Annotated in this window: 18 protein-coding genes; 15 read left to right on the top strand and 3 right to left on the bottom strand. The window is 68.5% G+C overall.

Annotated features, from left to right (window positions below):
• Nucleotides 1-113 precede the first annotated feature (113 nt).
• The 8 genes from ACFVAV_RS06015 to ACFVAV_RS05980 all read left to right on the top strand — a co-directional run bounded on the left by ACFVAV_RS06015 (nucleotide 114) and on the right by ACFVAV_RS05980 (nucleotide 8,772).
• Nucleotides 114-2,408, top strand: a complete 2,295-nt coding sequence (locus tag ACFVAV_RS06015) for an FdhF/YdeP family oxidoreductase (protein WP_379030710.1) — start codon at nucleotides 114-116, stop codon at nucleotides 2,406-2,408.
• A gap of 14 nt (nucleotides 2,409-2,422) precedes the next feature.
• Entirely contained in the window at nucleotides 2,423-3,286 is an 864-nt protein-coding gene (gene map / locus ACFVAV_RS06010) for a type I methionyl aminopeptidase (RefSeq protein WP_379030707.1), read from the top strand.
• 127 nt (nucleotides 3,287-3,413) lie between these two features.
• The gene (locus ACFVAV_RS06005; RefSeq protein ID WP_379030704.1) at nucleotides 3,414-5,015 is read left to right on the top strand and encodes a cobyric acid synthase; all 1,602 of its coding nucleotides are present in this window, start codon (nucleotides 3,414-3,416) and stop codon (nucleotides 5,013-5,015) included.
• Nucleotides 5,016-5,027: 12 nt separating this feature from the next.
• A complete protein-coding gene (locus ACFVAV_RS06000; protein WP_379030701.1) occupies nucleotides 5,028-5,294 on the top strand; it encodes a YdeI/OmpD-associated family protein in 267 nt (88 codons plus the stop codon).
• A 75-nt stretch (nucleotides 5,295-5,369) separates the two neighbouring features.
• A complete protein-coding gene (locus tag ACFVAV_RS05995; RefSeq protein ID WP_379030698.1) occupies nucleotides 5,370-5,993 on the top strand; it encodes a helix-turn-helix domain-containing protein in 624 nt (207 codons plus the stop codon).
• Complete coding sequence (locus ACFVAV_RS05990; protein WP_379030696.1) at nucleotides 5,990-7,192, top strand: HipA domain-containing protein; 1,203 nt, start codon at nucleotides 5,990-5,992, stop codon at nucleotides 7,190-7,192. The genes ACFVAV_RS05995 and ACFVAV_RS05990 overlap by 4 nt, the downstream gene beginning before the upstream one ends.
• A 152-nt stretch (nucleotides 7,193-7,344) precedes the next feature.
• On the top strand, nucleotides 7,345-7,887 hold the full coding sequence (locus tag ACFVAV_RS05985; RefSeq protein ID WP_379030693.1) for a hypothetical protein: 543 nt from the start codon (nucleotides 7,345-7,347) through the stop codon (nucleotides 7,885-7,887).
• 321 nt (nucleotides 7,888-8,208) lie between these two features.
• A complete protein-coding gene (locus ACFVAV_RS05980; protein WP_379030690.1) occupies nucleotides 8,209-8,772 on the top strand; it encodes an alpha/beta hydrolase in 564 nt (187 codons plus the stop codon).
• A 40-nt stretch (nucleotides 8,773-8,812) separates the two neighbouring features.
• Here ACFVAV_RS05980 and ACFVAV_RS05975 read toward each other — a convergent pair whose 3' ends face one another.
• Nucleotides 8,813-9,856 carry an alpha/beta hydrolase gene (locus ACFVAV_RS05975; RefSeq protein WP_379030686.1) on the bottom strand — a complete coding sequence of 348 codons (1,044 nt, stop codon included), beginning with the start codon at nucleotides 9,854-9,856 and terminating at the stop codon, nucleotides 8,813-8,815.
• 233 nt (nucleotides 9,857-10,089) lie between these two features.
• Between ACFVAV_RS05975 and mqo the strand changes: the two genes are divergently transcribed.
• The 6 genes from mqo to ACFVAV_RS05945 all read left to right on the top strand — a co-directional run bounded on the left by mqo (nucleotide 10,090) and on the right by ACFVAV_RS05945 (nucleotide 17,087).
• Nucleotides 10,090-11,622 (top strand): malate dehydrogenase (quinone), encoded by a 1,533-nt coding sequence (gene mqo, locus ACFVAV_RS05970; RefSeq protein WP_379030683.1) that lies wholly within the window; start codon nucleotides 10,090-10,092, stop codon nucleotides 11,620-11,622.
• Nucleotides 11,619-12,056, top strand: a complete 438-nt coding sequence (locus ACFVAV_RS05965; RefSeq protein WP_379030681.1) for a GNAT family N-acetyltransferase — start codon at nucleotides 11,619-11,621, stop codon at nucleotides 12,054-12,056. Before mqo ends, ACFVAV_RS05965 begins: the two co-directional genes overlap by 4 nt.
• A gap of 206 nt (nucleotides 12,057-12,262) precedes the next feature.
• Nucleotides 12,263-14,353, top strand: coding sequence for a magnesium chelatase subunit D family protein (locus ACFVAV_RS05960; RefSeq protein ID WP_379031804.1), 2,091 nt, complete (start codon nucleotides 12,263-12,265; stop codon nucleotides 14,351-14,353).
• A 154-nt stretch (nucleotides 14,354-14,507) separates the two neighbouring features.
• The gene (cobO, locus tag ACFVAV_RS05955; protein WP_379030678.1) at nucleotides 14,508-15,122 is read left to right on the top strand and encodes a cob(I)yrinic acid a,c-diamide adenosyltransferase; all 615 of its coding nucleotides are present in this window, start codon (nucleotides 14,508-14,510) and stop codon (nucleotides 15,120-15,122) included.
• A gap of 52 nt (nucleotides 15,123-15,174) precedes the next feature.
• Complete coding sequence (locus tag ACFVAV_RS05950) at nucleotides 15,175-16,728, top strand: cobyrinate a,c-diamide synthase (protein ID WP_379030675.1); 1,554 nt, start codon at nucleotides 15,175-15,177, stop codon at nucleotides 16,726-16,728.
• Nucleotides 16,725-17,087 (top strand): cobalamin biosynthesis protein, encoded by a 363-nt coding sequence (locus ACFVAV_RS05945; protein WP_379030672.1) that lies wholly within the window; start codon nucleotides 16,725-16,727, stop codon nucleotides 17,085-17,087. Before ACFVAV_RS05950 ends, ACFVAV_RS05945 begins: the two co-directional genes overlap by 4 nt.
• 613 nt (nucleotides 17,088-17,700) lie before the next feature.
• On the opposite strand, the gene ACFVAV_RS05940 is transcribed toward ACFVAV_RS05945, so the two are convergent.
• Entirely contained in the window at nucleotides 17,701-18,810 is a 1,110-nt protein-coding gene (locus tag ACFVAV_RS05940; protein ID WP_379030669.1) for a hypothetical protein, read from the bottom strand.
• A gap of 15 nt (nucleotides 18,811-18,825) precedes the next feature.
• Nucleotides 18,826-19,956 carry a phosphotransferase family protein gene (locus ACFVAV_RS05935; protein WP_379030666.1) on the bottom strand — a complete coding sequence of 377 codons (1,131 nt, stop codon included), beginning with the start codon at nucleotides 19,954-19,956 and terminating at the stop codon, nucleotides 18,826-18,828.
• 188 nt (nucleotides 19,957-20,144) lie between these two features.
• Between ACFVAV_RS05935 and ACFVAV_RS05930 the strand changes: the two genes are divergently transcribed.
• Nucleotides 20,145-21,500 (top strand): DoxX family protein, encoded by a 1,356-nt coding sequence (locus ACFVAV_RS05930; protein WP_379030663.1) that lies wholly within the window; start codon nucleotides 20,145-20,147, stop codon nucleotides 21,498-21,500.
• The last annotated feature ends 33 nt before the right edge of the window (nucleotides 21,501-21,533 follow it).

The following is a 21,533-nucleotide window of genomic DNA, read 5'->3' as shown; positions in this document are numbered from 1 at the left end:
CCCCTGCGGGCGATGCCGGGTGTGAACTGCCGCGTTGACAACCGGCACGAAACTGGGAAGCCTGTGGGTCATCCTGTCTGACCGCGGTGCCGCGGCACGGAAAGAAGCCGGTGATGACCTCGATCGATGACCCCGCCGACGACCTGTCGGTCACGCCGCCGAAGACCTGGGCGGCGGGTGTTCCCGGGGTGGTCCACGCACTCGAGTACTCGCTGTCGCAGACCTCCGCCGCGCGCACCGCGCTGACGCTGCTGAACGTCAACCAGACCGAGGGCTTCGACTGCCCGGGCTGTGCCTGGCCGGAGCCGAAGCACCGGCACCGCAACGAGTACTGCGAGAACGGCGCCAAGCACGTCAGCGACGAGGCGACCACCCGTCGGGTCACCGCGGAGTTCTTCCGCACCCACACCGTCGACGAACTCGACGGCACCTCCGACTACTGGCTCAATCAGCAGGGCAGGCTGACCGAGCCGATGGTGAAGCGGCCAGGCGCCACCCACTACGAGCCGATCGGCTGGGACGACGCCCTCGACCTGATCGCCGACACGCTGCGCGGGCTCGACTCCCCGAACGAGGCTCTGTTCTACACCTCGGGCAGGCTCAACAACGAGGCCGCGTTCCTGCTGCAACTCTTCGCGCGGGCCTACGGCACGAACAATCTGCCCGACTGCTCGAACATGTGCCACGAGTCGAGCGGTTCGGCGCTGAATCAGACGCTGGGTGTCGGCAAGGGAAGCGTGTCGCTGGAGGACATCTACGCCGCCGACCTGATCTTCGTCGTCGGCCAGAACCCCGGCACCAACCATCCGCGGATGCTCTCGGCGCTGGAGGAGGCCAAGCGCAACGGCGCCAAGGTCGTCGCGGTCAACCCGCTGCCCGAGGCCGGGCTGATCCGGTTCAAGAACCCCCAGGTCCCGCGCGGGGTGATCGGGCGCGGCACCGCGATCGCCGACCACTTCCTGCAGATCCGCCCCGGCGGCGACCTCGCCCTGTTCCAGACCCTGAACCGGCTGCTGCTCGAAGCCGAGGACGCCGCGCCGGGCACCGTCCTCGACCACGATTTCATCCGCACCCAGACCTCCGGCTTCGACGCCTTCGCCGCGCACACCAAGCAGCTCGGCTGGGACGCCGCGCTCGAGGCCACCGGGCTGACCAGGGCGGCGATCGAGCAGGTGCACGAGCAGGTGCTCGCCTCGAAGAAGATCATCGTGTGCTGGGCGATGGGACTCACCCAGCACAAGCACGGCGTGCCGACGATCAGGGAGATCGTCGACTTCCTGCTGCTGCGTGGCAATCTCGGCCGCCCCGGTGCCGGGGTGTGCCCGGTCCGCGGGCACAGCAATGTCCAGGGTGACCGCACGATGGGCATCTGGGAACGGATGCCGCAGACCTTCCTCGACGCACTCGGCACGGAGTTCGGCTTCACCGCACCCACCGCGCACGGCCTGGACTCGGTGGCCGCGATCCGCGCCATGCGCGATGGCCAGGCGAAGGTATTCGTCGGTGTCGCAGGCAATTTCGCGCGCGCGACACCGGACAGTGCGGTGACCGAGGCCGCCCTGCGGCAGTGCGCGCTCACCGTGCAGATCTCCACCAAACTCAACCGCTCACACACGGTCTGCGGCGAGACAGCGCTGATCCTGCCCACCCTCGGCCGCAGCGATCGCGATATCCAGGCCGGCGGTGAGCAGTTCGTCACCGTCGAGGACTCGATGAGCGAGGTGCACACCTCCCGGGGCAGGCTCGACCCCGCCTCGCCCCACCTGCTCAGCGAAGTCGCCATCATCTCCCGGCTCGCGCAGCGCACGCTCGGCGCGACCCCGGCGATCCTGTGGGCGGAATTCGAAGCTGACTACAACACCGTGCGCGACCGCATCTCCCGGGTCGTGCCCGGCTTCGAGAACTTCACCGAGCGCGTCGACCGCCCGGGCGGACTGCGGCTGATCAACCCGGTCAACCAGGGGATCTACCGCACCGCCAGCGGCAAAGCGGAGTTCACCTGCAACGACTTCACCCTGCTCGCGGTGCCGCCGGGACATCTGCTGCTGCAGTCGCTGCGCTCCCACGACCAGTGGAACACCATCCCGTACGCCAACAACGACCGCTACCGCGGCATCCACAACGCGCGCCGGGTGGTGATGGTCAACCCGGACGATCTGGCCGAGCTCGGGCTGGCCGATCGCGACGTGGTCGACCTCGTCAGCGTCTGGCACGACGGCACCGAGCGGCGCGCAGAGAGCTTCGTCGCGGTGGCCTACCCGGCCAGCCGTGGCTCGGCGGCGGCGTACTACCCGGAGACCAATGTGCTCGTTCCGCTCGACAGCGTCGCCGACATCAGCAACACCCCGACCTCCAAGGGCATCGTGGTCCGCCTCGAACCGCGTCCCAGCACCGACCAGGGGTCCTAGCTACACTCCCTTCTATGTCCGTGCGCACCCGTCAGCCACTCGTTCCCGGCACCCAGTCGCCGATCCGGGACGTCCCGCGTTCCATCGAACGTCCCGAGTACGTGTGGAAGAAGACCGCGAACGAGGGGCACGAGCCCTGGGTGCAGACGACCGAGACCATCGAGAAGATGCGGATCGCGGGCAAGATCGCCGCCCAGGCACTCGAAGAGGCGGGCAAGGCGGTCGCGCCCGGCGTCACCACCGACGAGCTGGACCGCATCGCCCACGAGTACATGTGTGACCACGGGGCCTACCCGTCGACGCTCGGCTACAAGGGCTTCCCGAAGTCCTGCTGCACCTCGCTCAACGAGGTCATCTGCCACGGCATCCCCGACTCGACCGTGATCGAGGACGGTGACATCGTCAATATCGACGTCACCGCCTTTATCCACGGCGTGCACGGCGACACCAACAAGACCTTCCTCGCCGGCAATGTCGACGAGGAGGTGCGGCTGCTGGTCGAGCGCACCGAAGAGGCCACCAACCGGGCGATCAAGGCGGTCAAGCCGGGTCGCGCGCTCAATGTGATCGGCCGGGTCATCGAGGCCTACGCCAACCGCTTCGGCTACGGCGTCGTCCGCGACTTCACCGGCCACGGCGTCGGCCCCACCTTCCACAGCGGCCTGGTGATCCTGCACTACGACCAGCCCAACATCGAGTCGGTCATCGAGCCCGGCATGACCTTCACCATCGAGCCGATGATCAACCTCGGCGGCATCGACTACGACATCTGGGACGACGGCTGGACCGTGGTCACCCAGGACCGCAAGTGGACCGCCCAGTTCGAGCACACCCTGGTCGTCACCGAAACGGGCGCGGAAATTCTCACGCTGCCGTGAGTCCGGCCGGGTCGAGGCTCACGTCGTCGGGCCGTCACCGGGACAGGCGCGGAAATTCTGACCCTGGCGTCCGGCTGTCCGCCGGTTCGATGCCCCTGCGCTGGGCTGGACGTAGGCGGTGCGCGTCGTGAGCGATGGGCCGTTGCGCGGGGCGCTGCTGATCGCGGGCACCACCTCCGACGCCGGGAAAAGCGTTGTCGTGGCGGGTATCTGTCGGATGCTGGCCCGGCGTGGAGTGCGGGTGGCGCCGTTCAAGGCGCAGAACATGTCCAACAACTCCGTCGTCACGTTGGACGGCGGGGAGATCGGGCGCGCGCAGGCGTTGCAGGCACGGGCGTGCGGACTGGAACCGAGCGTGCGGTTCAACCCGGTCTTGCTCAAGCCCGGCAGCGATCGGCGCTCGCAACTGGTGGTGCGTGGTCAAGCGGTCGGAACCGTCGGGGCCCGTGACTATTTCACTCGTCGACAGCAGCTGCGCGAGGTGGTCGCGGCCGAACTCGCCTCACTGCGGGCAGAATTCGATGTGGTGATCTGTGAGGGCGCGGGATCGCCCGCCGAGATCAACTTGCGTGCCACGGATCTGGCGAACATGGGGCTGGCACGGGCGGCGAATCTTCCGGTTCTGGTGGTCGGCGATATCGACCGCGGGGGAGTGCTCGCCCACCTGTTCGGCACCGTCGCCGTGCTGGAACCCGAAGACCAGCAACTCATCTCGGGCTTCCTCGTCAACAAGTTCCGCGGCGACGTCTCGCTGCTGCAGCCGGGCCTCGACCAGCTGACCGCCCTGACCGGCCGCCCCACCCTGGGAGTGCTGCCCTTCGCCGAAGAGCTGTGGCTCGACGCCGAGGACTCCCTCGGCACCATCGCGGGCACCCCCGTCGGCCGGCCGGCCCCACCCCACGGCACCGACTGGCTCACCGTCGCCGCCATCCGCCTGCCCCGCATCTCCAACTCCACCGACATCGAGGCCCTCGCCTGCGAACCCGGCGTCGCGGTCCGCTGGGCCGACAGTCCCCATCAGCTGACCACCGCCGACCTCGTCGTCCTCCCCGGCTCCAAATCCACCATCTCCGATCTGGAATGGTTGCGCACCAAGGGAATCGACACAGCACTACGCGCCCGTGCCGCGGCGGGCCGCCCGATCCTCGGAATCTGTGGCGGCTACCAGATGCTCGGCCGCCGCATCGTCGACGGCGTCGAACACACCGCCCTGCCGTCCACCGAGACCGAGCCCGGCCCGGTGCCGCCGTACGTGGCCGACGGACTCGGCCTGCTCGATCTCGACATCGAATTCGCGAACCCCAAAATCGCCCGTCAAGTGACAGGTGTGGCGGGTCCTCTCCCGCTGCACGGCTACGAGATCCACCACGGCCGCGTCACCCGGAACGCCGACCCGGCCTGGTTGACCATCGACGGCACCTCCGAAGGCAGTGCGCGCGAAGCGATCTGGGGCACCCACGTCCACGGGCTCCTCGAATCCGACGAGTTCCGCCGCACCTGGCTCACCGACGTCGCGGCCCACGCCGGCCGCACCGGTTTCGCCGTCGCACCCGCCACCTCGGTCTCGGCCGTCCGATCCGCCCAACTGGACCTGCTCGCCGATCTCGTCGAACAGCACGTCGACCGCGCGGCGCTGGACCGCCTGATCCGCGACGGCGCCCCCGTCGACCTGCCGGTCATCCGAACCGGAACAGTCCAGACGGCACTCGGGCACCCTGAGCTCAGTTGATAGCGTGACCGCATGAGCAGTCAGCCCGTACCCGGCGGCGTGGTGCACGCGCTACCCGCAGACCTGCGGTCAGCGTTGATCGCCGACCCGGTGGTGCTCGAGGCCTGGCGCGACATCACACCCCTGGCCCGCAACGAGTTCATCTGCTGGGTCGAGGACGCCAAGCAGCCCGCGACCCGGGAACGCCGAATCCTGCGAACCCAGGAAGAACTGGCGGAAGGACAGCGCAGGCCGTGCTGCTGGCCAGGATGCACACACCGCGAGCGCACCGGCCGATAGCGGCGCGAGACGAGCCGAGCGTTCGGGAATTACTACATTGCGGCAGCCTCCGGGTTCAAACGGTACGGTTGTGTCATGAACGTCGCCGAGTATGCCGAACTCGCTGGGGTGTCGCCTCGGCGTGTTCGCGCCCTTGCCCGGGCAGGTGCGGTGCCCGCCTACAAGGTCGGGCGTCGGTGGGTGGTTGCTGCGCCACCGGGCCGGCGGGCGGTTCGGCGGCCGTTGTCGGAAGCATCGCAGCACGCCCTCGTCCGTGCGCTGCACACCACGTCGCTGGAGGGGTTGTCAGGGCAGCTGCGTGCGCGCACCGCCGAGCGGCTGAGGTCGCTGCGAACGGTGGAGGACCCGGCCGAACTGCTGGTCGACTGGTGGGCGGGTCGACCACCGACGCACCTGGACGGCGGGTCCAACCTGGTCGTGCACGCTATCGCCGGGAACAAAGAGCGAGTGCGGGAGGTTCTGCACCGCCCTAGACAAAGGTATCTGCGCTATCCGTCGACACTGGCGCGGGTTGTCCGAGACGAACGGGCCATCCAGGGTCTGACGCGCAGTGACCTGGCGGAGCGCGCTGGAGTCGACCGCAACTTGGTGGTGACCATCGAGCGAGCGATGCCGGTGCGAGACCTCGCAGGTCTTCGAAAGGTGTTGCGGGCATTGGGTGTAGAGCCCACGGCCCTACCTGCCATGGACCTGCGATGACCCAGATCCTCCATGCCTGGTTGGAGGGACAGTACGCAGGGGCCTTCAGTCGTGGTTCATCCGGTCTGATCCGTTTCGATTACAACGACCAGGCCCCATCCACGCCGATCTCGCTGTCTCTGCCGCGAGACGGTGGCGCGACCCGTCGCGCTGCGGCGAATTTCCTCGACAACCTGTTGCCCGACCACGCCTCGGCTCGGCAGCACATGGCCTCGGTGTACAGAGCCGGGTCGATCGATACGTTCGACTTGCTGGCGCAGGCAGGTGGGGATGTCGCAGGCGGGTTGGTGCTGACTGCGCGGGAGGAACCGCCGACCGGCGGACCGCTGCTGCTCGATCCGGCCGGCGACGAGGATGTGGCAGCTCGCATCGCCGCAGTTAAGCGCACGCCCGACCACTGGGTGGGTGCGGCAACCCCCGCGCGGTTCTCGTTGGCCGGGACCCAGGGAAAGTTCGCGCTGGCTGACATCGGCGGTGAGTGGTATTGGTCGAACGCGACGGTGCCGTCGACCCACATCGTCAAACCAGCGCGGCCTGACGTGCCGGGGCTCGAAGAAGTGGAAGTCATGGCGCTTGGTTTGGCATCGAAGATCGGTGTCGGGGCCCCGAGTGCTCGGGTACTTCAGATGCTGGACCAGACTGCCTACCTCGTCGAGCGATTCGATCGAGTGCGTTCCGGGCAGATCGCGGTTCGGCTGCACGCCGAGGACATCGCGCAGGCCATGGGAAAGGGACCTGACGAGAAGTATGACGTCACTGCACAGCAGGTCATCCGGCTGCTCCGCGAACAGGTGAGTGACGAGGTCGCGTACGCCTTCGTGCGCCAACTCGCGGTCAACACTTTCCTCGGCAATGCCGACGCACATGCCAAGAACTACTCGCTGCTGCTGCGCCCCGACGAGGTTGCCCTCGCGCCGATGTACGACGTCGTGCCGGTTGGGCTGTACCCGGAGTTCGATCAGAAATTGGCGATGCGGATTGGCGGTGCGCGTCGAGCCGCGGAGGTGACACCGGCACACTGGCGCAAGCTCGCCCGGACGTCGGGCCTGTCGGAAGACCGTGTCGCAGAGTCGGTCACAACGCTGGCTCGTTCCCTTCGGGAAGCCGTCGACACCGCCGGGGTGGACTCGTCTTTCGGCGACAGTGTCCGGAGCCGCGATCTCATCCGCAGGAATACCGAGTCGATGGGCACAGGTTGATATGGCGGCCTGATCAGTGCCGATATCGATGAGAACCTTTCGGGCGCTGACTGTTTCGCCTGCTGTGACATCGAAATCACGCAGTGCGACAATGACATATGCCTGAGCGCCATGGTGCCCACCTGCAACGGATCATGCGGCCCGGAACTGAGGTGAGCCCCGAGGAATTGGAACACCTGCAGTCCCGCGCCGCGTTGTACCTGAAGACGACACGGTGGTTGGCCGGAGGACTTGCCCGGAACGCAGCAGATCCGCACGAGCGAAAACGATTCGAGGCGCTGCGGGACCGAGTCAACCTGCTGCTGTATTCGGATCAGGTGACAGACATCGACGTGATGCGCCAGATCATCAGCGAGTATCCGGAGGTCATCGACCAACTGTACGAGGAATCAGGAGAAGACCCGAACGGGGTAGAATTTCAGCGCATCAATCCAGACAATCCGGCTGGGTACATCGCGTGGGACGGTGGCTGGTCACTGCGGGCCGAGCAGTGCCCACCAGGGATGGTCTTCGACCCGGAGGCAACCGATGTGCCGTTCTGTGGACGCGGATTATGTGTCCCCATTTCCGGCTACGACCCGACTGACCATCCCGACCGATACCGCGACGGGGCGCTGAACGAATGGGTTCATGCGACCCGGGGGACGTCCTCGGCCGAATACCAGTGCCGGCAGCCCGAGAACGAGCATCCCTAGCAGCCACAGGAAATCGGCGGCGGCCGCCAATCGCCTGCATAGGCGTGGGTGCCCATCGCCAGATCGATGTCGACACCATCGTGTCGATGGCGTCTCTCTCGAGGAAACCTGGCGCCTAGCCATAACGTCGTGTGACCGGGACGCAATCGCGCCACCGACGTGCTGTCGATCTCGGCTCCACGGGTTCGGAGTCCGCCTGTGACAGGTCTGGCAATTCGGGCCTGTCGCGTTGGGAAACCGCAGGACAGGGGCGAAAACAGACCGGCCGTCACGCGTGGAACGACCTGCCGTGTTCAGCCTGGCCGTGTACCGTACACCGGCATGAAATCTCGGCAGATCACGGTCGGTGACCGGGCTTGGACAGTGCGGGTCGACGGGCCGTCATCGCGGCACAATGTACTGCTGCTTCCCGACGCGGACGACCCTGCCGACGTCTTCGATCAGGTGTGCGCGCGCCTGCACGAATCCGACTTGCAGACCGTCGTGCTGGAGTCCGTCGACGGGCTGGAACCGGCCGCCATCCACGCCATCCTCGACGAACTCGAGTTGCCGTATGTCAATGTCGCGGGCCGTGGTGCCGGTGCGGCGCTGGCCTGGCGGTTGTGTGCGGGACGGTTCGGCCGGTTCATGAGCCTGGTCGTCGCTGATCACGGTCATCCGGCCGTGCCCGACGCCGAGGGCACCGCTGCCGATCCGGCCTGTCCACCGCTGGAGCTGCCGGTCACCATGCTGGTCACCAAGGGCCTGCCGCGCGCCACCGCCGACGCCTCGGGCCGCTACGTCTACGGCGAGTTCCGGGTGGTCCCGCTCGAGGTCGACAACGTCGCCACCGAGGGCGCCCACGAGCTGGCCACCGAGATCGTCCTGCGCACCAGCCTCTGGTGAGCGGCGGCCGGGACCGCGGGGTCCCGGCGCGCCACCCGAGCTAGCTCTTGCGGTAGGCCGCCAGCCAGTCGAGCCAGTTGTCGGTTTCGGCGAAAGCGTTGGCGCGCACCGCTTCCGACGACAGGAAGACGTCGTGGCGGGCGCCGTCGATCGGCACGATCGAGGTGCGCTCGCCCAGGCAACCCGCCCAGCGCTGGATCTGCTTGACGTCGAGCACGGCGTCGGCCACGTCGACGGCGGGGCTGTGCTCGCGGGCGAACTTGGTGAGCCGCGAGCGCAGGATCAGCGCGGGCACACCGATCGCCAGACCCTGGTGCAGGCGGGTCTGCCCCTGCCGGATGGCGCGCAGCCAGCCCAGCCGCACCGGTTCGCCGGTCAGCGGCTTCCAGTCCAGGTTGTAATCCCACTCACCCGCACGGGTGTGGTGCAGACTGTCGCCGTAGGCGGTGCTGACGCCCATACCGGGGATCATGGCGAACGCGCGCAACTTGCCGACGGCTTTGATGATCGGGGTGCCGACGGTCCGGTAGTAGGACGGGCCCTGCAGGTCGAACCACGGGCTGTTGAGGACGACGCCGACCACACCGGCCTTCGCGCTGCCGCCCGCGGCCTCGAGCCGGTTCAGCCACAGCGGCACGACGAGCCCGCCGGTCGAATGCGCGACGATCAGCACGTCGTTGCCGGTTTCCGCGCGTGCGATCCGCAGCGCCTCGTTCAGTTCGGCGTCGTAGAGCGCCAGGTCGCTGACATAGTGCGCGCTCTGCCCGACCCGCCGCGAGCGGCCGCATTTGCGCAGGTCGAGGGCGTAGAAGCGGTGGCCGCGGGCAGCGAAATGCTCGGCCAGGTGCTCCTGGAAGAAGTAGTCGGTGAAGCCGTGGATGTACAGCACGGTGGGCTCGGAGGCCGTGGCCGCGGCGTCGGGCAGGTAGCGCACGAGGGTGGCCACCACCTCGCCCTCACCGTCGGGGTCAGGGCCCAGCGGCAGCGTGCGCTGCTGGTAGTCGGTGCCGAGGACATCGGGTTGCCACTGCTCATCGGTCCGCTCGGCGGCGCCGGCCGGCTCGAGTGAGGTTTCGTTCGTCACACCGCTCAATCTATCGCGCGGTCACCGCGACGTGCAGTGTTGGTTTAGATCACATTCGGGAGGTCGGTTGCAGTACTACGAACGGCTGAGGTGCACAATTGGCAACAGGTGAACGACGGGTAACCTACCCCCCGGCGATTCACCGCGAGTCGCATCAAACCCCAAAGCGCCCGCGCCCAAGCGAACTCACTCGCCGGTGAGTAGCTGAGAAGGACAAGGAAGTCGAAGTACCCGTGTCGAACGCTGCGAAGACTGAAAAGACCGATGTAGTTCTCATCGGCGCAGGCATCATGAGTGCCACGCTGGGCGCGCTGCTGCGGCAGCTGCAGCCGGAGTGGACGATCTCGGTGTTCGAGCGGCTCGACGCCGCCGCCGCGGAGAGCAGCGATCCGTGGAACAACGCGGGCACCGGTCACTCGGCGCTGTGCGAGCTCAACTACAGCCCGCAGAACGCCGACGGCTCGATCGACGTGAGCAAGGCCGTCGACATCAACGAGCGCTTCCAGGTCTCGCGCCAGTTCTGGGCCTCGGCGGTCGACACCGGCGTCCTCGACGACCCGTCCGGTTTCATCAACCCGATCCCGCACGTCAGCTTCGTGCACGGTGCCGACAACGTCGACTACCTGCGCAAGCGCTACGAGGCGCTGGCGCCGCACCCGCTGTTCCGCGGGATGGAGTACATCGATACCCCCGACGAGTTCGCCGCGCGCCTGCCGCTGATGGCCAAGGGCCGTGACTTCGCCGACCCGATCGCGCTGAACTGGACCGACGGCGGCACCGACATCGACTTCGGCGCGCTCACCAAGCAGCTGCTGGCCTACATCGGCAACTCCGGTGGCGAGATCGCCTTCGGCACCGAGGTCCGCAACCTCGACAAGCAGTCCGACGGTTCCTGGAACGTCACCGTCCGCAACCTGCGCACCTACCAGAGCCGCACCGTCAACGCGAAGTTCGTCTTCGTGGGTGCCGGCGGTGGCGCGCTGCCGCTGCTGCAGAAGTCGGGCATCAAGGAGGCCAAGGGCTTCGGCGGCTTCCCGATCAGCGGCCAGTTCCTGCGCTCGACCAACCCGGAGCTGATCGCCGCGCACGAGGCCAAGGTGTACGGCAAGGCCGCCGTCGGCGCGCCGCCGATGTCGGTGCCGCACCTGGACACCCGCGTCATCAACGGCCGCAAGGGCCTGCTGTTCGGCCCCTACGCCGGCTGGACCCCGAAGTTCCTCAAGGACGGCTCCAACACCGACCTGTTCAAGTCGATCAAGCCGAACAACATCGGTTCGCTCGTCGGCGTCGGCCTCACCGAGATGGGCCTGACCAAGTACCTGATCAGCGAGCTGCTCAAGTCGCAGAACGGCAAGGTCGGCGTGCTCGAGGAGTTCCTGCCGCGTGCCGAGGGCCGCGACTGGGAGCTGATCACCGCCGGTCAGCGCGTGCAGGTCATCCGCCGTAAGGGCGCGGGCGGCGTGCTCGAGTTCGGCACCGCGGTCATCTCCGCGAAGGACGGCAGCATCGCCGGTCTGCTCGGCGCCTCGCCGGGCGCCTCGACCTGTGTCACCGCCATGCTCGACGTCATGCAGCGCTGCTTCCCGCGCGAGTACGCGGGCTGGACTCCGCAGCTCCAGCAGATGATCCCGTCGCTGGGCCAGAAGCTGTCGGAGAACCAGGCCCTGTTCCAGGAAGTGTGGGACTGGACCAATAAGTCGCTCAAGCTCGATCAGGCGAACCACTCGCCCGAGCAGGCGGGAGTCGCGCACCTGGCTCAGGTGTGATCCTCCACCGGGCCTGGGCGGCGGATCTGGACACCGCCACCCTGTACCAGCTGTTGAAGCTTCGCGTCGACGTGTTCGTCGTCGAGCAGGAGTGCGCCTATCCGGAGCTGGACGGGCGTGACCTGCTGCCGGAGACCCGGCACCTGTGGCTCGACGACGACGGCGAGGTCATCGCCACGCTCCGCCTGCTCGAGGAGCACGAGGACGGGGTGACGAGCTTCCGTCTCGGCCGGGTGTGCACGGCCGTGCCCGCCCGCGGTCACGGCTACTCCGCGCGGCTGCTGCAAGCGGCGCTGGCCGAGACCGGTGCGGCGACCGTCCGGCTCGACGCGCAGTCCTATCTCGTGGACATGTACGCCGAGTACGGGTTCTCGCCGGACGGCGAGGAGTTCCTCGACGACGGCATCCCGCATATCCCGATGCGCCGGGGATAACCCACGCGGCGAAACGGCGTGATCGTGCAATACGTGGCGATCGATCAGGATCCTGATTCGAAGCGCGTCGATTGCACGATTACGCCGGTCTCCGGCCGCGTATGCCCGGCGCGGGCCAAGATCAGACGCGCGCATAGAGTGGGAGCGTGCCTGGTTTTGCTGATGTCGCCGCTGGTCCGCACACCGCCGCTCGGTCGGCGGGTGAGGTGGGGTTCCCGTTCTCGGCGGTGGTCGGGCAGGAGCAACTGCAGCTGGCGTTGATCTTGTCGGCCGTGCATCCCGGGATCGGTGGTGTGCTGGTGCGTGGCGAGAAGGGGACCGCGAAGTCGACCGTGGTGCGGGCGCTGGCTCAACTGCTGCCCCCGGTGGTCGACGAGACCGGCGCGCGCCCCGCGCGGCTGGTGGAGCTGCCGGTCGGCGCGACCGAGGACCGTGTGGTCGGTTCGCTGGACCTCGAGCGGGTGCTGCGCGACGGGGAGCAGGCGTTCCGTCCCGGTCTGCTGGCCGCGGCCCATCATGGCGTGCTCTACGTCGACGAAGTGAACCTGCTGCACGACCACCTGGTCGACGTGCTGCTCGACGCCGCCGCGATGGGGCGCGTGCACGTGGAACGCGACGGCGTCTCGCATTCGCACCCGGCGCGGTTCGTGCTCGTCGGCACCATGAACCCCGAGGAGGGGGAGCTGCGGCCGCAGCTGCTCGACCGGTTCGGCCTCACCGTCGACGTGGCCGCCTCCCGCGACGTGGACATCCGCATGGCGGTCGTGCGCAGGCGCTTGGACTACGAAGCGGACCCGGCCGGGTTCGCCGCTCGCTACGCCGACGCCGATCAGGTTGTCGCCGAACGGATTCTGACCGCGCGCGACCGGCTGCCCGAGATCGCCCTCGACGATACCGAGCTACGCCGGATCGCGGCGCTGTGCGCGGCCTTCGATGTGGACGGGATGCGCGCGGATCTGGTCGTGGCGCGGACCGCGACCGCGCATGCCGCGTGGCGTGGGCGTGATCGGGTCACCGAGGACGATGTGCGGATCGCCGCGCAGCTGGCGCTGCCGCATCGGCGCAGGCGCGATCCGTTCGACGAGCCGGGGATCAGTGAGCAGCAGCTCGACGACGCGATGCAGGCGGCGGCCGATGAGGTCGAGAATGCCGCCGAGGCTGCGGGATTCGACGAATCCGCGGCCGCCGGTGGGGGCGATGACGATCGCGCCGACGCTGCGCGGGATGACGCTTCCGGACGCGGTGAGGACGGCGATTCGGCTGATCGGCGGCCTTCTAGCGCTGGGGGAGGCCCCGATCTCCGTGGGATCGACGATGGCGAGGGCAACGGCGGCCCCCAAGACAGCGGCCCCGATGACGGCGGCCCCGATGACGGCGGCCCCGACGGCGGTGGTCCCGACGGCGGCGGCCCGGACGGACCGCCGAACGGTGGCCCGGGTTCGGGTTCCCGCCCGGCCGCCGAAAGCCTGTCGGGCACGCCGGGTTCGGCGGGCAAACCAGCCCCGCGCTGGGAGGTCCCCGGTATCGGTGAAGGTGCGCCGGGGCGCCGGTCCCGCGCCCAGACCCGCACCGGCCGGATGGTGCGCCCCGATACCGACACCTCCACCGGCCTGCACCTGCTCGGCACCGTCTTCGCCGCCGCCCCACGGCAATTCGAGCGCGGCCGGTTCAGCGGCCCGCTGGCGCTGGCCGCCGAGGACCTGCGTGGCGCGTATCGCGAAGGGCGCGAAGGGAATCTGGTGGTGTTCGTTGTCGACGCCTCCGGTTCGATGGCCGCGCGCGACCGGCTCACCGCCGTCACCGGCGCCATCGTCACCCTGCTGCGCGACGCCTACCAGCGCCGCGACAAGGTGGCCGTGATCAGCGTGCGTGGCAGCGAGGCCGAACTCGTCCTCCCGCCGACCTCCTCGGTCGACATCGCCGTCCGCCGCCTGGCCGGCCTGCGGACCGGAGGCAAAACACCGCTCGCCGCCGGCCTGCTGAAGGCGCGCGAGGTGATCGCCCGCGAACACGTCCGCGACCCGCGCCGCCGCCCGATGCTGGTGCTGCTCACCGACGGCCGCGCCACCGGTGGCGTCGACCCGCTGCCCCGCGCCCGCACCGCCGCCCGCCTGCTGGCAGGCGAAGGCCACACTGCGATGGTCATCGACTGCGAACGCGGCATGATCCGCCTCGGCCTCGCCGCCGAACTGGCCCGTGACCTGCGCGCCCGGTACCTGAGCCTGGACGAACTCACCGGGGATACCGTCGCCGATGTTGTTCGCACCACTGGTCTCGGAGCGGCCCGCGCAGCGTAGGGCGACGCCGGGGACACGGTGTGCCCGGCGACGGGTAGCGGACGGCGCTGACCCGTCCTGATAGAAATGGTCAGCGACCGGGGCCCGACCGGGCGGGGGCTCGGTTCCTCGGTCGCGAACACGCGCGTCAGCGCACCGACGAGAAGGAGGCTTCGTGCCCAAGGGTGTTCCGGAGGTCGTGCCGGAGGACGGCCTGACGACGCGGCAGCGGCGTAACCAGCCGGTGCTGGCCGTGCACACGGGCCCGGGCAAGGGGAAGTCCACCGCCGCGTTCGGGATGGCGCTGCGGGCCTGGAACCAGGGCTTCGACGTGGCCGTGTTCCAGTTCGTGAAGAGCGCCAAGTGGAAGGTCGGCGAGGAAGCCGCGTTCCGCACGCTCGGTTCCGTGCACGAGCAGACCGGCGCCGGTGGCGCGGTCGAGTGGCACAAGATGGGCGAGGGCTGGTCGTGGACCCGCAAGCACGGCACCGAGGAGGATCACGCCGCCGCCGCGCTGTCGGGCTGGCAGGAGATCGCCCGCCGCCTCGCCGCCGAACAGCACCGCTTCTATGTGCTCGACGAGTTCACCTACCCGCTCAAATGGGGCTGGGTCGACATCGACGAGGTCGTCGAGACGCTGACCAACCGCCCCGGTAACCAGCACGTCGTGATCACCGGCCGCGACGCTCCACAGGCGCTCATCGACGCGGCCGACCTGGTCACCGAGATGACGAAGATCAAGCACCCGATGGACGCGGGCCGCAAGGGCCAGCGCGGTATCGAATGGTGACTGTCACCGTGACGGACGCGGGCCTCCCTGTCGCCTGGGCTCGGGGCCTCTGATGAGTGCACCAGCGGTGGTGATCGCAGCCCCGGCGTCCGGCAGTGGCAAGACGACTCTCGCCACCGGCCTGATCGGTGCGCTGCGCCGGGCCGGTCATCGGGTGGCGCCGTTCAAGGTCGGCCCCGACTACATCGACCCCGGCTATCACGGACTCGCGGCCGGGCGACCCGGCCGCAATCTGGATCCCGTTCTGGTGGGCGAGGATCGGGTGGTCCCGCTGTACCGGCACGGCGCGCACGGCTGCGATATCGCCGTCGTCGAAGGCGTGATGGGCCTGTTCGACGGACGGATCGACGAGAACCGGACCGAGGCGGTCGCCGAAGGCTCCACCGCCCAGGTCGCGAGCCTGCTCGGTGCGCCCGTCGTGCTGGTCGTCGACGCGCGCGGCCACTCCCAGAGTTTGGCCGCACTGCTGCACGGCTTCGCCACCTTCGACTCCTCGGTCCGGCTGGGCGGGGTGATCCTCAACCGCGTCGGCAGCGAACGCCACGAGCAAGTGCTGCGTGCTGCGTGTGATCGCGTCGGCATCCCCGTTCTCGGCGCCCTGCCCCGTATGGCCGAATTGGAAGTCCCCTCACGGCATCTGGGGCTCATCCCCGCCGTGGAGCACGGCACTGCCGCCACTGCCGCGGTCGACGCGATGACCGAACTCGTCACGGCTCACATCGATCTGAAGGCGATCGTCGACCTCGCGGGTGGATCGGTCCAGGGCCCGGCCTGGGATCCTGCGGCGGAACTGGCCGCGGCCGACCACGCTCCCGGCGTAGCACGCACGGGACCGGCTGCCGATGTCGTCGGCACCGCAGGCGCTGGGGGAAGCTCGGTCATCGACGGCGACCCGGTGACAGAGCGGCGGAGTGCATCGGCTGGATCTGTGGGCGCGGCGGGTGCTCAGACCACGACACCGGGCCCCGGTGCCACCGGCAGTGGCCCGCTGATAGCCATGGCGGGAGGACCGGCGTTCACCTTCGGGTACGCCGAACACCGCGAACTCCTGATCGCGGCGGGTGCCCAGGTGGTGGTCTTCGATCCGCTGACGGACGAACTACCCTCCGGCACCGCGGGATTGGTGTTGCCCGGCGGCTTCCCCGAGGAGCACGCGGGCGCACTGTCGGCCAACGAGAAATTGCGCACCGCCGTGGCCGAAGGTGCCACGCGCGACCTGCCGATCCACGCCGAATGCGCGGGCCTGCTCTACCTCACCCGCTCCCTCGACGGTCACCCGATGGCAGGCGTCATCGACGCCGACGCCGAATTCGGCCCCCGCCTGACCCTCGGCTACCGCGACGCGGTCGCCCTGCACGACTCCACCCTCTGGCGCGCGGGCACCCGAGTCCGCGGCCACGAGTTCCACCGCACCCGCCTCACCCGCACCGGCCCCGAGAACGCCGCCTGGGGCTGGCGCACAACAACTTCCATCACCGAGGGTGCGGTGGTCCGCCAGGTCCACGCCTCCTACCTGCACACCCATCCCGCGGGGAACCCGGACGCCATCGCCCGATTTGTCAGCGCCGCAAGGATCTTCGGCTTGTCGCGGAACATGTCCAGATGAGTGGCGAGTGGGTCGTCGGGCTTGGGTTGCGCCCAGGCGTTGCCGGTGAACGGATTGTGGCGGCAGTGCGGGATGTGGTGGGAGACGCTCGGGTGAGTTGCCTGGCGACGCTCGATCGACGCGCGTGTGAAACGGGCGTGCGCGCTGCAGCCGAAGAGCTGGGCGCGGTGGTCCGCGGCTTCACAGCAGCCGAACTTGCTGCTGTGGATGTGCCGCATCCCTCGGCGCGCATCGCCGCAGCGGTCCGGACGGCCAGCGTTGCCGAGGCAGCTGCCCTACTCGTTGGGGGACGCGGGCTGACGCACCCGAAGCGGATTATCGACAGCATTGTGATCGCTGCGACCGAGACCGCTCTCTGATCTTTGCGTTGTGTGACCGACCTACCCGATCGGACTAGCGGTGCGCTGCCGTGCCCAGCGTCGAAGTGCGGCTTCGCGCATCCTTTCTCTGGTCTCCGGCGATTTCGGGCGGCCCTGGAGGGCTGCCGACCGGACAGCTCGTTCCTCGTCGGAGAGGGTTCGTCCCTTTGCCCATCCCGGACGACCTCGGTTTCCTTCGATCATCCGAGCAACGTGTGCACGTTGTGCGTCGCTCCGAGGTGCTGCTGCGGCAGCCGGAACAGCATGGGCTAGAAGTGCGGCGCGGCGGTTGGCGCGAACCGCATCTGACCACGGGTATCCCTGTCTGTTCTGTGGAAGAGCCGCAACATGTTCTGGTGACTTCGCTTTCCCCGTCAGTCCCTTGGATACCGCGGCTCGCCATAGCGGTGAGTCATAGAGTTGTTCTCGCAACTTAGCGACGTAATCAGGGTCGGAGCGGAGAGCTCGTAGGTACCCAGCGAACAATGGGAGGGTCAACCCACATCGGCGCGTTGCCGATTGATTGCTGTTCGTGTCGGAGGTGGGGAAATCGGAGCCGCCGCGACCTCGTTGTCGCGGCGGCGCCTTTCCTCTCGCGCGAAAGGGTCGGGCCTCAGGGGGCGACCGAGGACCAATCGGCGAAACCGGTGGGGTCGTGGCGGCCCATCGAGGCGTGCTCGAACAGGCCCCAGCCTTCGGCGTCGCCGCAGCGGGCGAAGCCGATGTGGTCGATCACGCCGTAGGGGGTGCGGGCGATGATCGCGGGGTCGGTGAGGTCGTAGGCGCTCGACAGCGACCAGTCGCGGCCCATCCAGCGGCCGTGGGTCCAGTCGGGGTCGGGGCCGTAGCCGCAGCCGACGTGCAGGGCGATGCCGGGGCGGGACTCGATCTCGACTTCGAGCGGCTTGCCGTCGGGGGTGGTCATGTCCAGGCGTACCGACTTCGGGTGCCGGGTGCCGGGCTCGTAGGTCCAGTGCATCCGGGGCCAGCCCAGCTGTTCTTTGCGGCCGTCGTTCCAGATCCGGACCGCGTTGTTGAGGGTGCGGGTGCCGTCGGGGTCCTCCTGGATGATCACCACGATGGCGAACTCGTCGAACCGCAGCGGCGCGTACAGCCACCAGAACCCGCCGGCACCCTCGGAAGCGGCGCGGCCGGGCGGCTCGGGTTCGCCCGAGGGACGGATGCCCCAGGAACGGTCGCGGCTGCCGGTCCACGCCGCCGGATCGACCGTGTAGTCACGGCCGTCGACGGCGAGAGTGCCTGCCCAGGAACCCAATTGGGCGAACCGGGAGGCCTCGATGATCGGCCGGGTGCCGGACAGGATCAGGTGCGGCTGCTCCTGCACCGCCGGATGCGCGCCGGTCCAGGTGAGGTCGAAGGCGAGGTCGTCGTGCTCGCACACCACCCGCAGCCGCTGCAGCGGCTCGATCACCTCGACCCGGTAGCCGCCCACCGCCGTGGTCAGATCGCGGGAGGTGAGCGCGTCGGAGAACCGCACGCTGCGCTGGGCCTCGCCGTGGCGCACCGTCGCGAACGCGTCGACCACGCCCAGGTTCGGGTACACGCCGAACCCGGTGATCAGCATGCTGTCGCCGGCCGGGTCGAAGGCATTGAAGTAGTAGCGGTCGTAGAAGTTGCGGTCACTGGTGGCCACGCGGGCCAGCGACAGCGGGGTCTGATGGACCGGGTATTCGTCCAGGGGGACGGGCATGATCGCGTTCATCGTCGTATCTCCTTCTCAGTCCCACTCGTAGGTGCCGTCGAGCAGTGCTTCGAGGCTGAGCCGGTGCATCACGTAGTCGTCCAGCTCGGCGGGCACGGTGTCCTCGCCGAAGTGGATCATCCGGCGCTTGATCCTGGCCATCACGATCGCGTGCCGCAGCGCCGCGTAGACGATGTAGAAGTCCAGATCCTGCACCGTATGTCCGGTCAGCTCTTCGTATTTCGCGACCACCGCGTCCTTGCGCAGGAAGTCGGGCAGGCCGGCCTGGTCGAAGCGGGTGGCGATGTCCTGGAAGAAGCGGTGGATGAAGATCACCCAGCCCAGGTCGAGCTCGCGCGGGCCGAAGGCGGCCATCTCCCAGTCCAGCACGGCGGCGGGGGTGAACTCGTCGAACAGGATGTTGCCGGGGCGGGCGTCGCCCCAGTTCAGCACGTCGGGGCCGGTCTCGGCGGGCCAGTGGGCTTCGAGCCAGTCGAAGGTCCGCTCGATCAGCGGGATCTGCACGCCGTCGTCGGTCAGTGCCCACCGGTACCAGGCGCGCTGGGCCTCGAAATGCCGGCGCAGCGCCGAACCCTCGCCGTCGAGCAGCGGGAAGCGGCGGGTGATGTCGTCGATCGCGTGCACCCGGGCGATCACGTCGACGGTCGCGTCGGCGATCTGCTCGCGCTCGGTCACGGTCGCGTCGAACACCCAGCCGAAGAACACGTACGGCGGGTTGTCGGCGGCCACCCGGCCCTCGGCCTTCTCCATCACGAAGAAGGGGGTGCCGAACACGGATTCGTCGAGTTCGAGCCAGCGAAGCGGCGGTACCGCGACGTCGGAGGCCTCGGCGACCCCGGCCATCACCTGGTACTGCAGCGGCAGGTCGTAGGACTGGAACACCGGGAACGAACCGTCCTCGGGCGCCATCCGCGCGACGAAGGAGCCGCCGTCGGTAACGCCGTCGAGCGACCACTCGGCGTCGAACAGGATGGTGGTACTCGACATGCCGCCGGTGGACGGCTTGCTCAGATTGCCGACCTTCGGCAGTGCGTCGGCGCCGACCTTGCCGGCCAGCCACTGCGACAACTGCTCGGCGAGTTCGTCGAGATCACGCTCGGTGACGGTGAGCGACTGTTGTGCGGTGAGGTCCGGATCGTCGGACATAGGTACCCCTGTCGGCGAGATGAAACACGTTTCGATTACCGGGGTACCGGAAGACCGGCCGGAATGTAAGCGGGCAGTCGGTGAGCGAGATTCAGGGTTGACACGGTAAAGATCGGGGTTTTCCCGGACGCGCCCGCTCGCGACGCCGATTAGCTTCGGTAGCAATCGAACTCGATGAGGAGGCACCGGTGACCGCCGTGACCACGGAGCGCGCACACGACGACATCGCGAGCCCGCCGCCACCCGCTCCGGCCTGGCATCCGGTGACTCGGCTCGCCTTCCGGTTCAGTGTCGCCTACCTCGGTCTGTTCTGCCTGTGGATGGCGCAGATCAGCTTCGTCTTCCTCGGTGTGCTCGCCCTGCAACTGCCCGAGGACGCCATCGCCTGGCAGATGCTCTCGCTGGCGCCGGTGAGCCGCTGGATCGGCGAGCATGTCTTCGGCGTGGAGGCCGAGCTGGCCATGAACGGCAGCGGTGATCAGGCCGCGATCTGGATCCAGTGCGGTCTGGTACTGGTGGCGGCGGTGCTGATCACCGTCGTCTGGTCGGTGCTCGACCGGCGCAGGCGCGCTTATCCCCGGCTGCTGAGCTGGTTCATCACGGTGCTGCGGCTGGGTGTCGGCGGGCAGATGCTGTTCTACGGGTTCGCCAAGCTCATTCCCACCCAGATGCCCGAACCTGCGCTCACTACGCTGCTCACCCGTGTCGGTGATCTGAGCCCGATGTCGATGCTGTGGACCCAGGTCGGGTCCTCGCCCGCCTACGAGATGTCGCTGGGTGCCGCGGAGGTGCTCGCCGGGCTGCTGCTGTTCTGGCCGCGTACGGCCACGCTGGGCGCCATGATGAGCGTCATCAGCATGGCGCAGGTGTTCCTGCTGAACCTGACCTTCGACGTGCCGGTGAAGATGCTGTCGGGACATCTGCTGCTGATGAGCCTGGTACTGCTCGCTCCGCAGGCCCGGAGACTCGCGAATGTGCTGGTGCTGGAGCGTGATGCGGGGCCGCTGGTGCAGCCGCCCCTGTTCGGCTCGGCGCGCAGGAACCGGTGGGCGACCGTGGTTCAGGTCGCGGCGGGGCTGTGGATCGTGGCGGGATGCGTGTATCTCGGCTCGCAGACGTGGGACGAATACGGCGGTGGCGCACCGAAACCCGAGCTGTACGGCATCTGGGAGGTGACCGAGTTCACCGCCGAGGCGAGCCCGGTGCCGCCGTTGACCACCGATCCGGTGCGCTGGCAGCGCCTGATCATCGATGCGGGCTCGGCCGGGTATCAGCGGATGGACGACACGATCGTGCCGATGGTCGCGACCTTCGACGGGCAGGCGCACACGATGACGCTCACCGCCGCACCGGTCGCGCCGGGCGAACCTCCGGCGTCGTCGGTGACATTCACCGTCGACCGGCCTGCCGACGACCGCTTGGCGCTGCGCGGCGAGCTCGACGGTCGACCGGTAGTGGTCACCCTCACCCGTCTCGACCTCGACCGGTTCCCGTTGCGTGGCACGGACTTCCGCTGGGTGCAGAACAATCCGTACGTCGGCTGAGGCCACCGTGCGTAGGTCGGCGCGGGATGGCGG

Source organism: Nocardia sp. NPDC057663, from assembly GCF_042799895.1.
Taxonomy (GTDB): Bacteria; Actinomycetota; Actinomycetes; order Mycobacteriales; family Mycobacteriaceae; genus Nocardia.
This window is presented reverse-complemented; position numbering and strand designations above follow the sequence as displayed.

Excerpts from the sequence above, each read along its gene's own strand:
- ACFVAV_RS06000 (WP_379030701.1), top strand. The coding sequence starts at position 5,028 with ATGAGCAGTCAGCCCGTACCCGGCGGCGTGGTGCACGCGCTACCCGCA.
- map (WP_379030707.1), top strand. The coding sequence starts at position 2,423 with ATGTCCGTGCGCACCCGTCAGCCACTCGTTCCCGGCACCCAGTCGCCG.
- ACFVAV_RS05945 (WP_379030672.1), top strand. The coding sequence starts at position 16,725 with ATGAGTGGCGAGTGGGTCGTCGGGCTTGGGTTGCGCCCAGGCGTTGCC.
- ACFVAV_RS05980 (WP_379030690.1), top strand. The coding sequence starts at position 8,209 with ATGAAATCTCGGCAGATCACGGTCGGTGACCGGGCTTGGACAGTGCGG.
- ACFVAV_RS05950 (WP_379030675.1), top strand. The coding sequence starts at position 15,175 with ATGAGTGCACCAGCGGTGGTGATCGCAGCCCCGGCGTCCGGCAGTGGC.
- ACFVAV_RS05990 (WP_379030696.1), top strand. The coding sequence starts at position 5,990 with ATGACCCAGATCCTCCATGCCTGGTTGGAGGGACAGTACGCAGGGGCC.
- ACFVAV_RS05995 (WP_379030698.1), top strand. The coding sequence starts at position 5,370 with ATGAACGTCGCCGAGTATGCCGAACTCGCTGGGGTGTCGCCTCGGCGT.
- ACFVAV_RS05935 (WP_379030666.1), bottom strand. The coding sequence starts at position 19,956 with ATGTCCGACGATCCGGACCTCACCGCACAACAGTCGCTCACCGTCACC.
- ACFVAV_RS06015 (WP_379030710.1), top strand. The coding sequence starts at position 114 with ATGACCTCGATCGATGACCCCGCCGACGACCTGTCGGTCACGCCGCCG.
- ACFVAV_RS05940 (WP_379030669.1), bottom strand. The coding sequence starts at position 18,810 with ATGAACGCGATCATGCCCGTCCCCCTGGACGAATACCCGGTCCATCAG.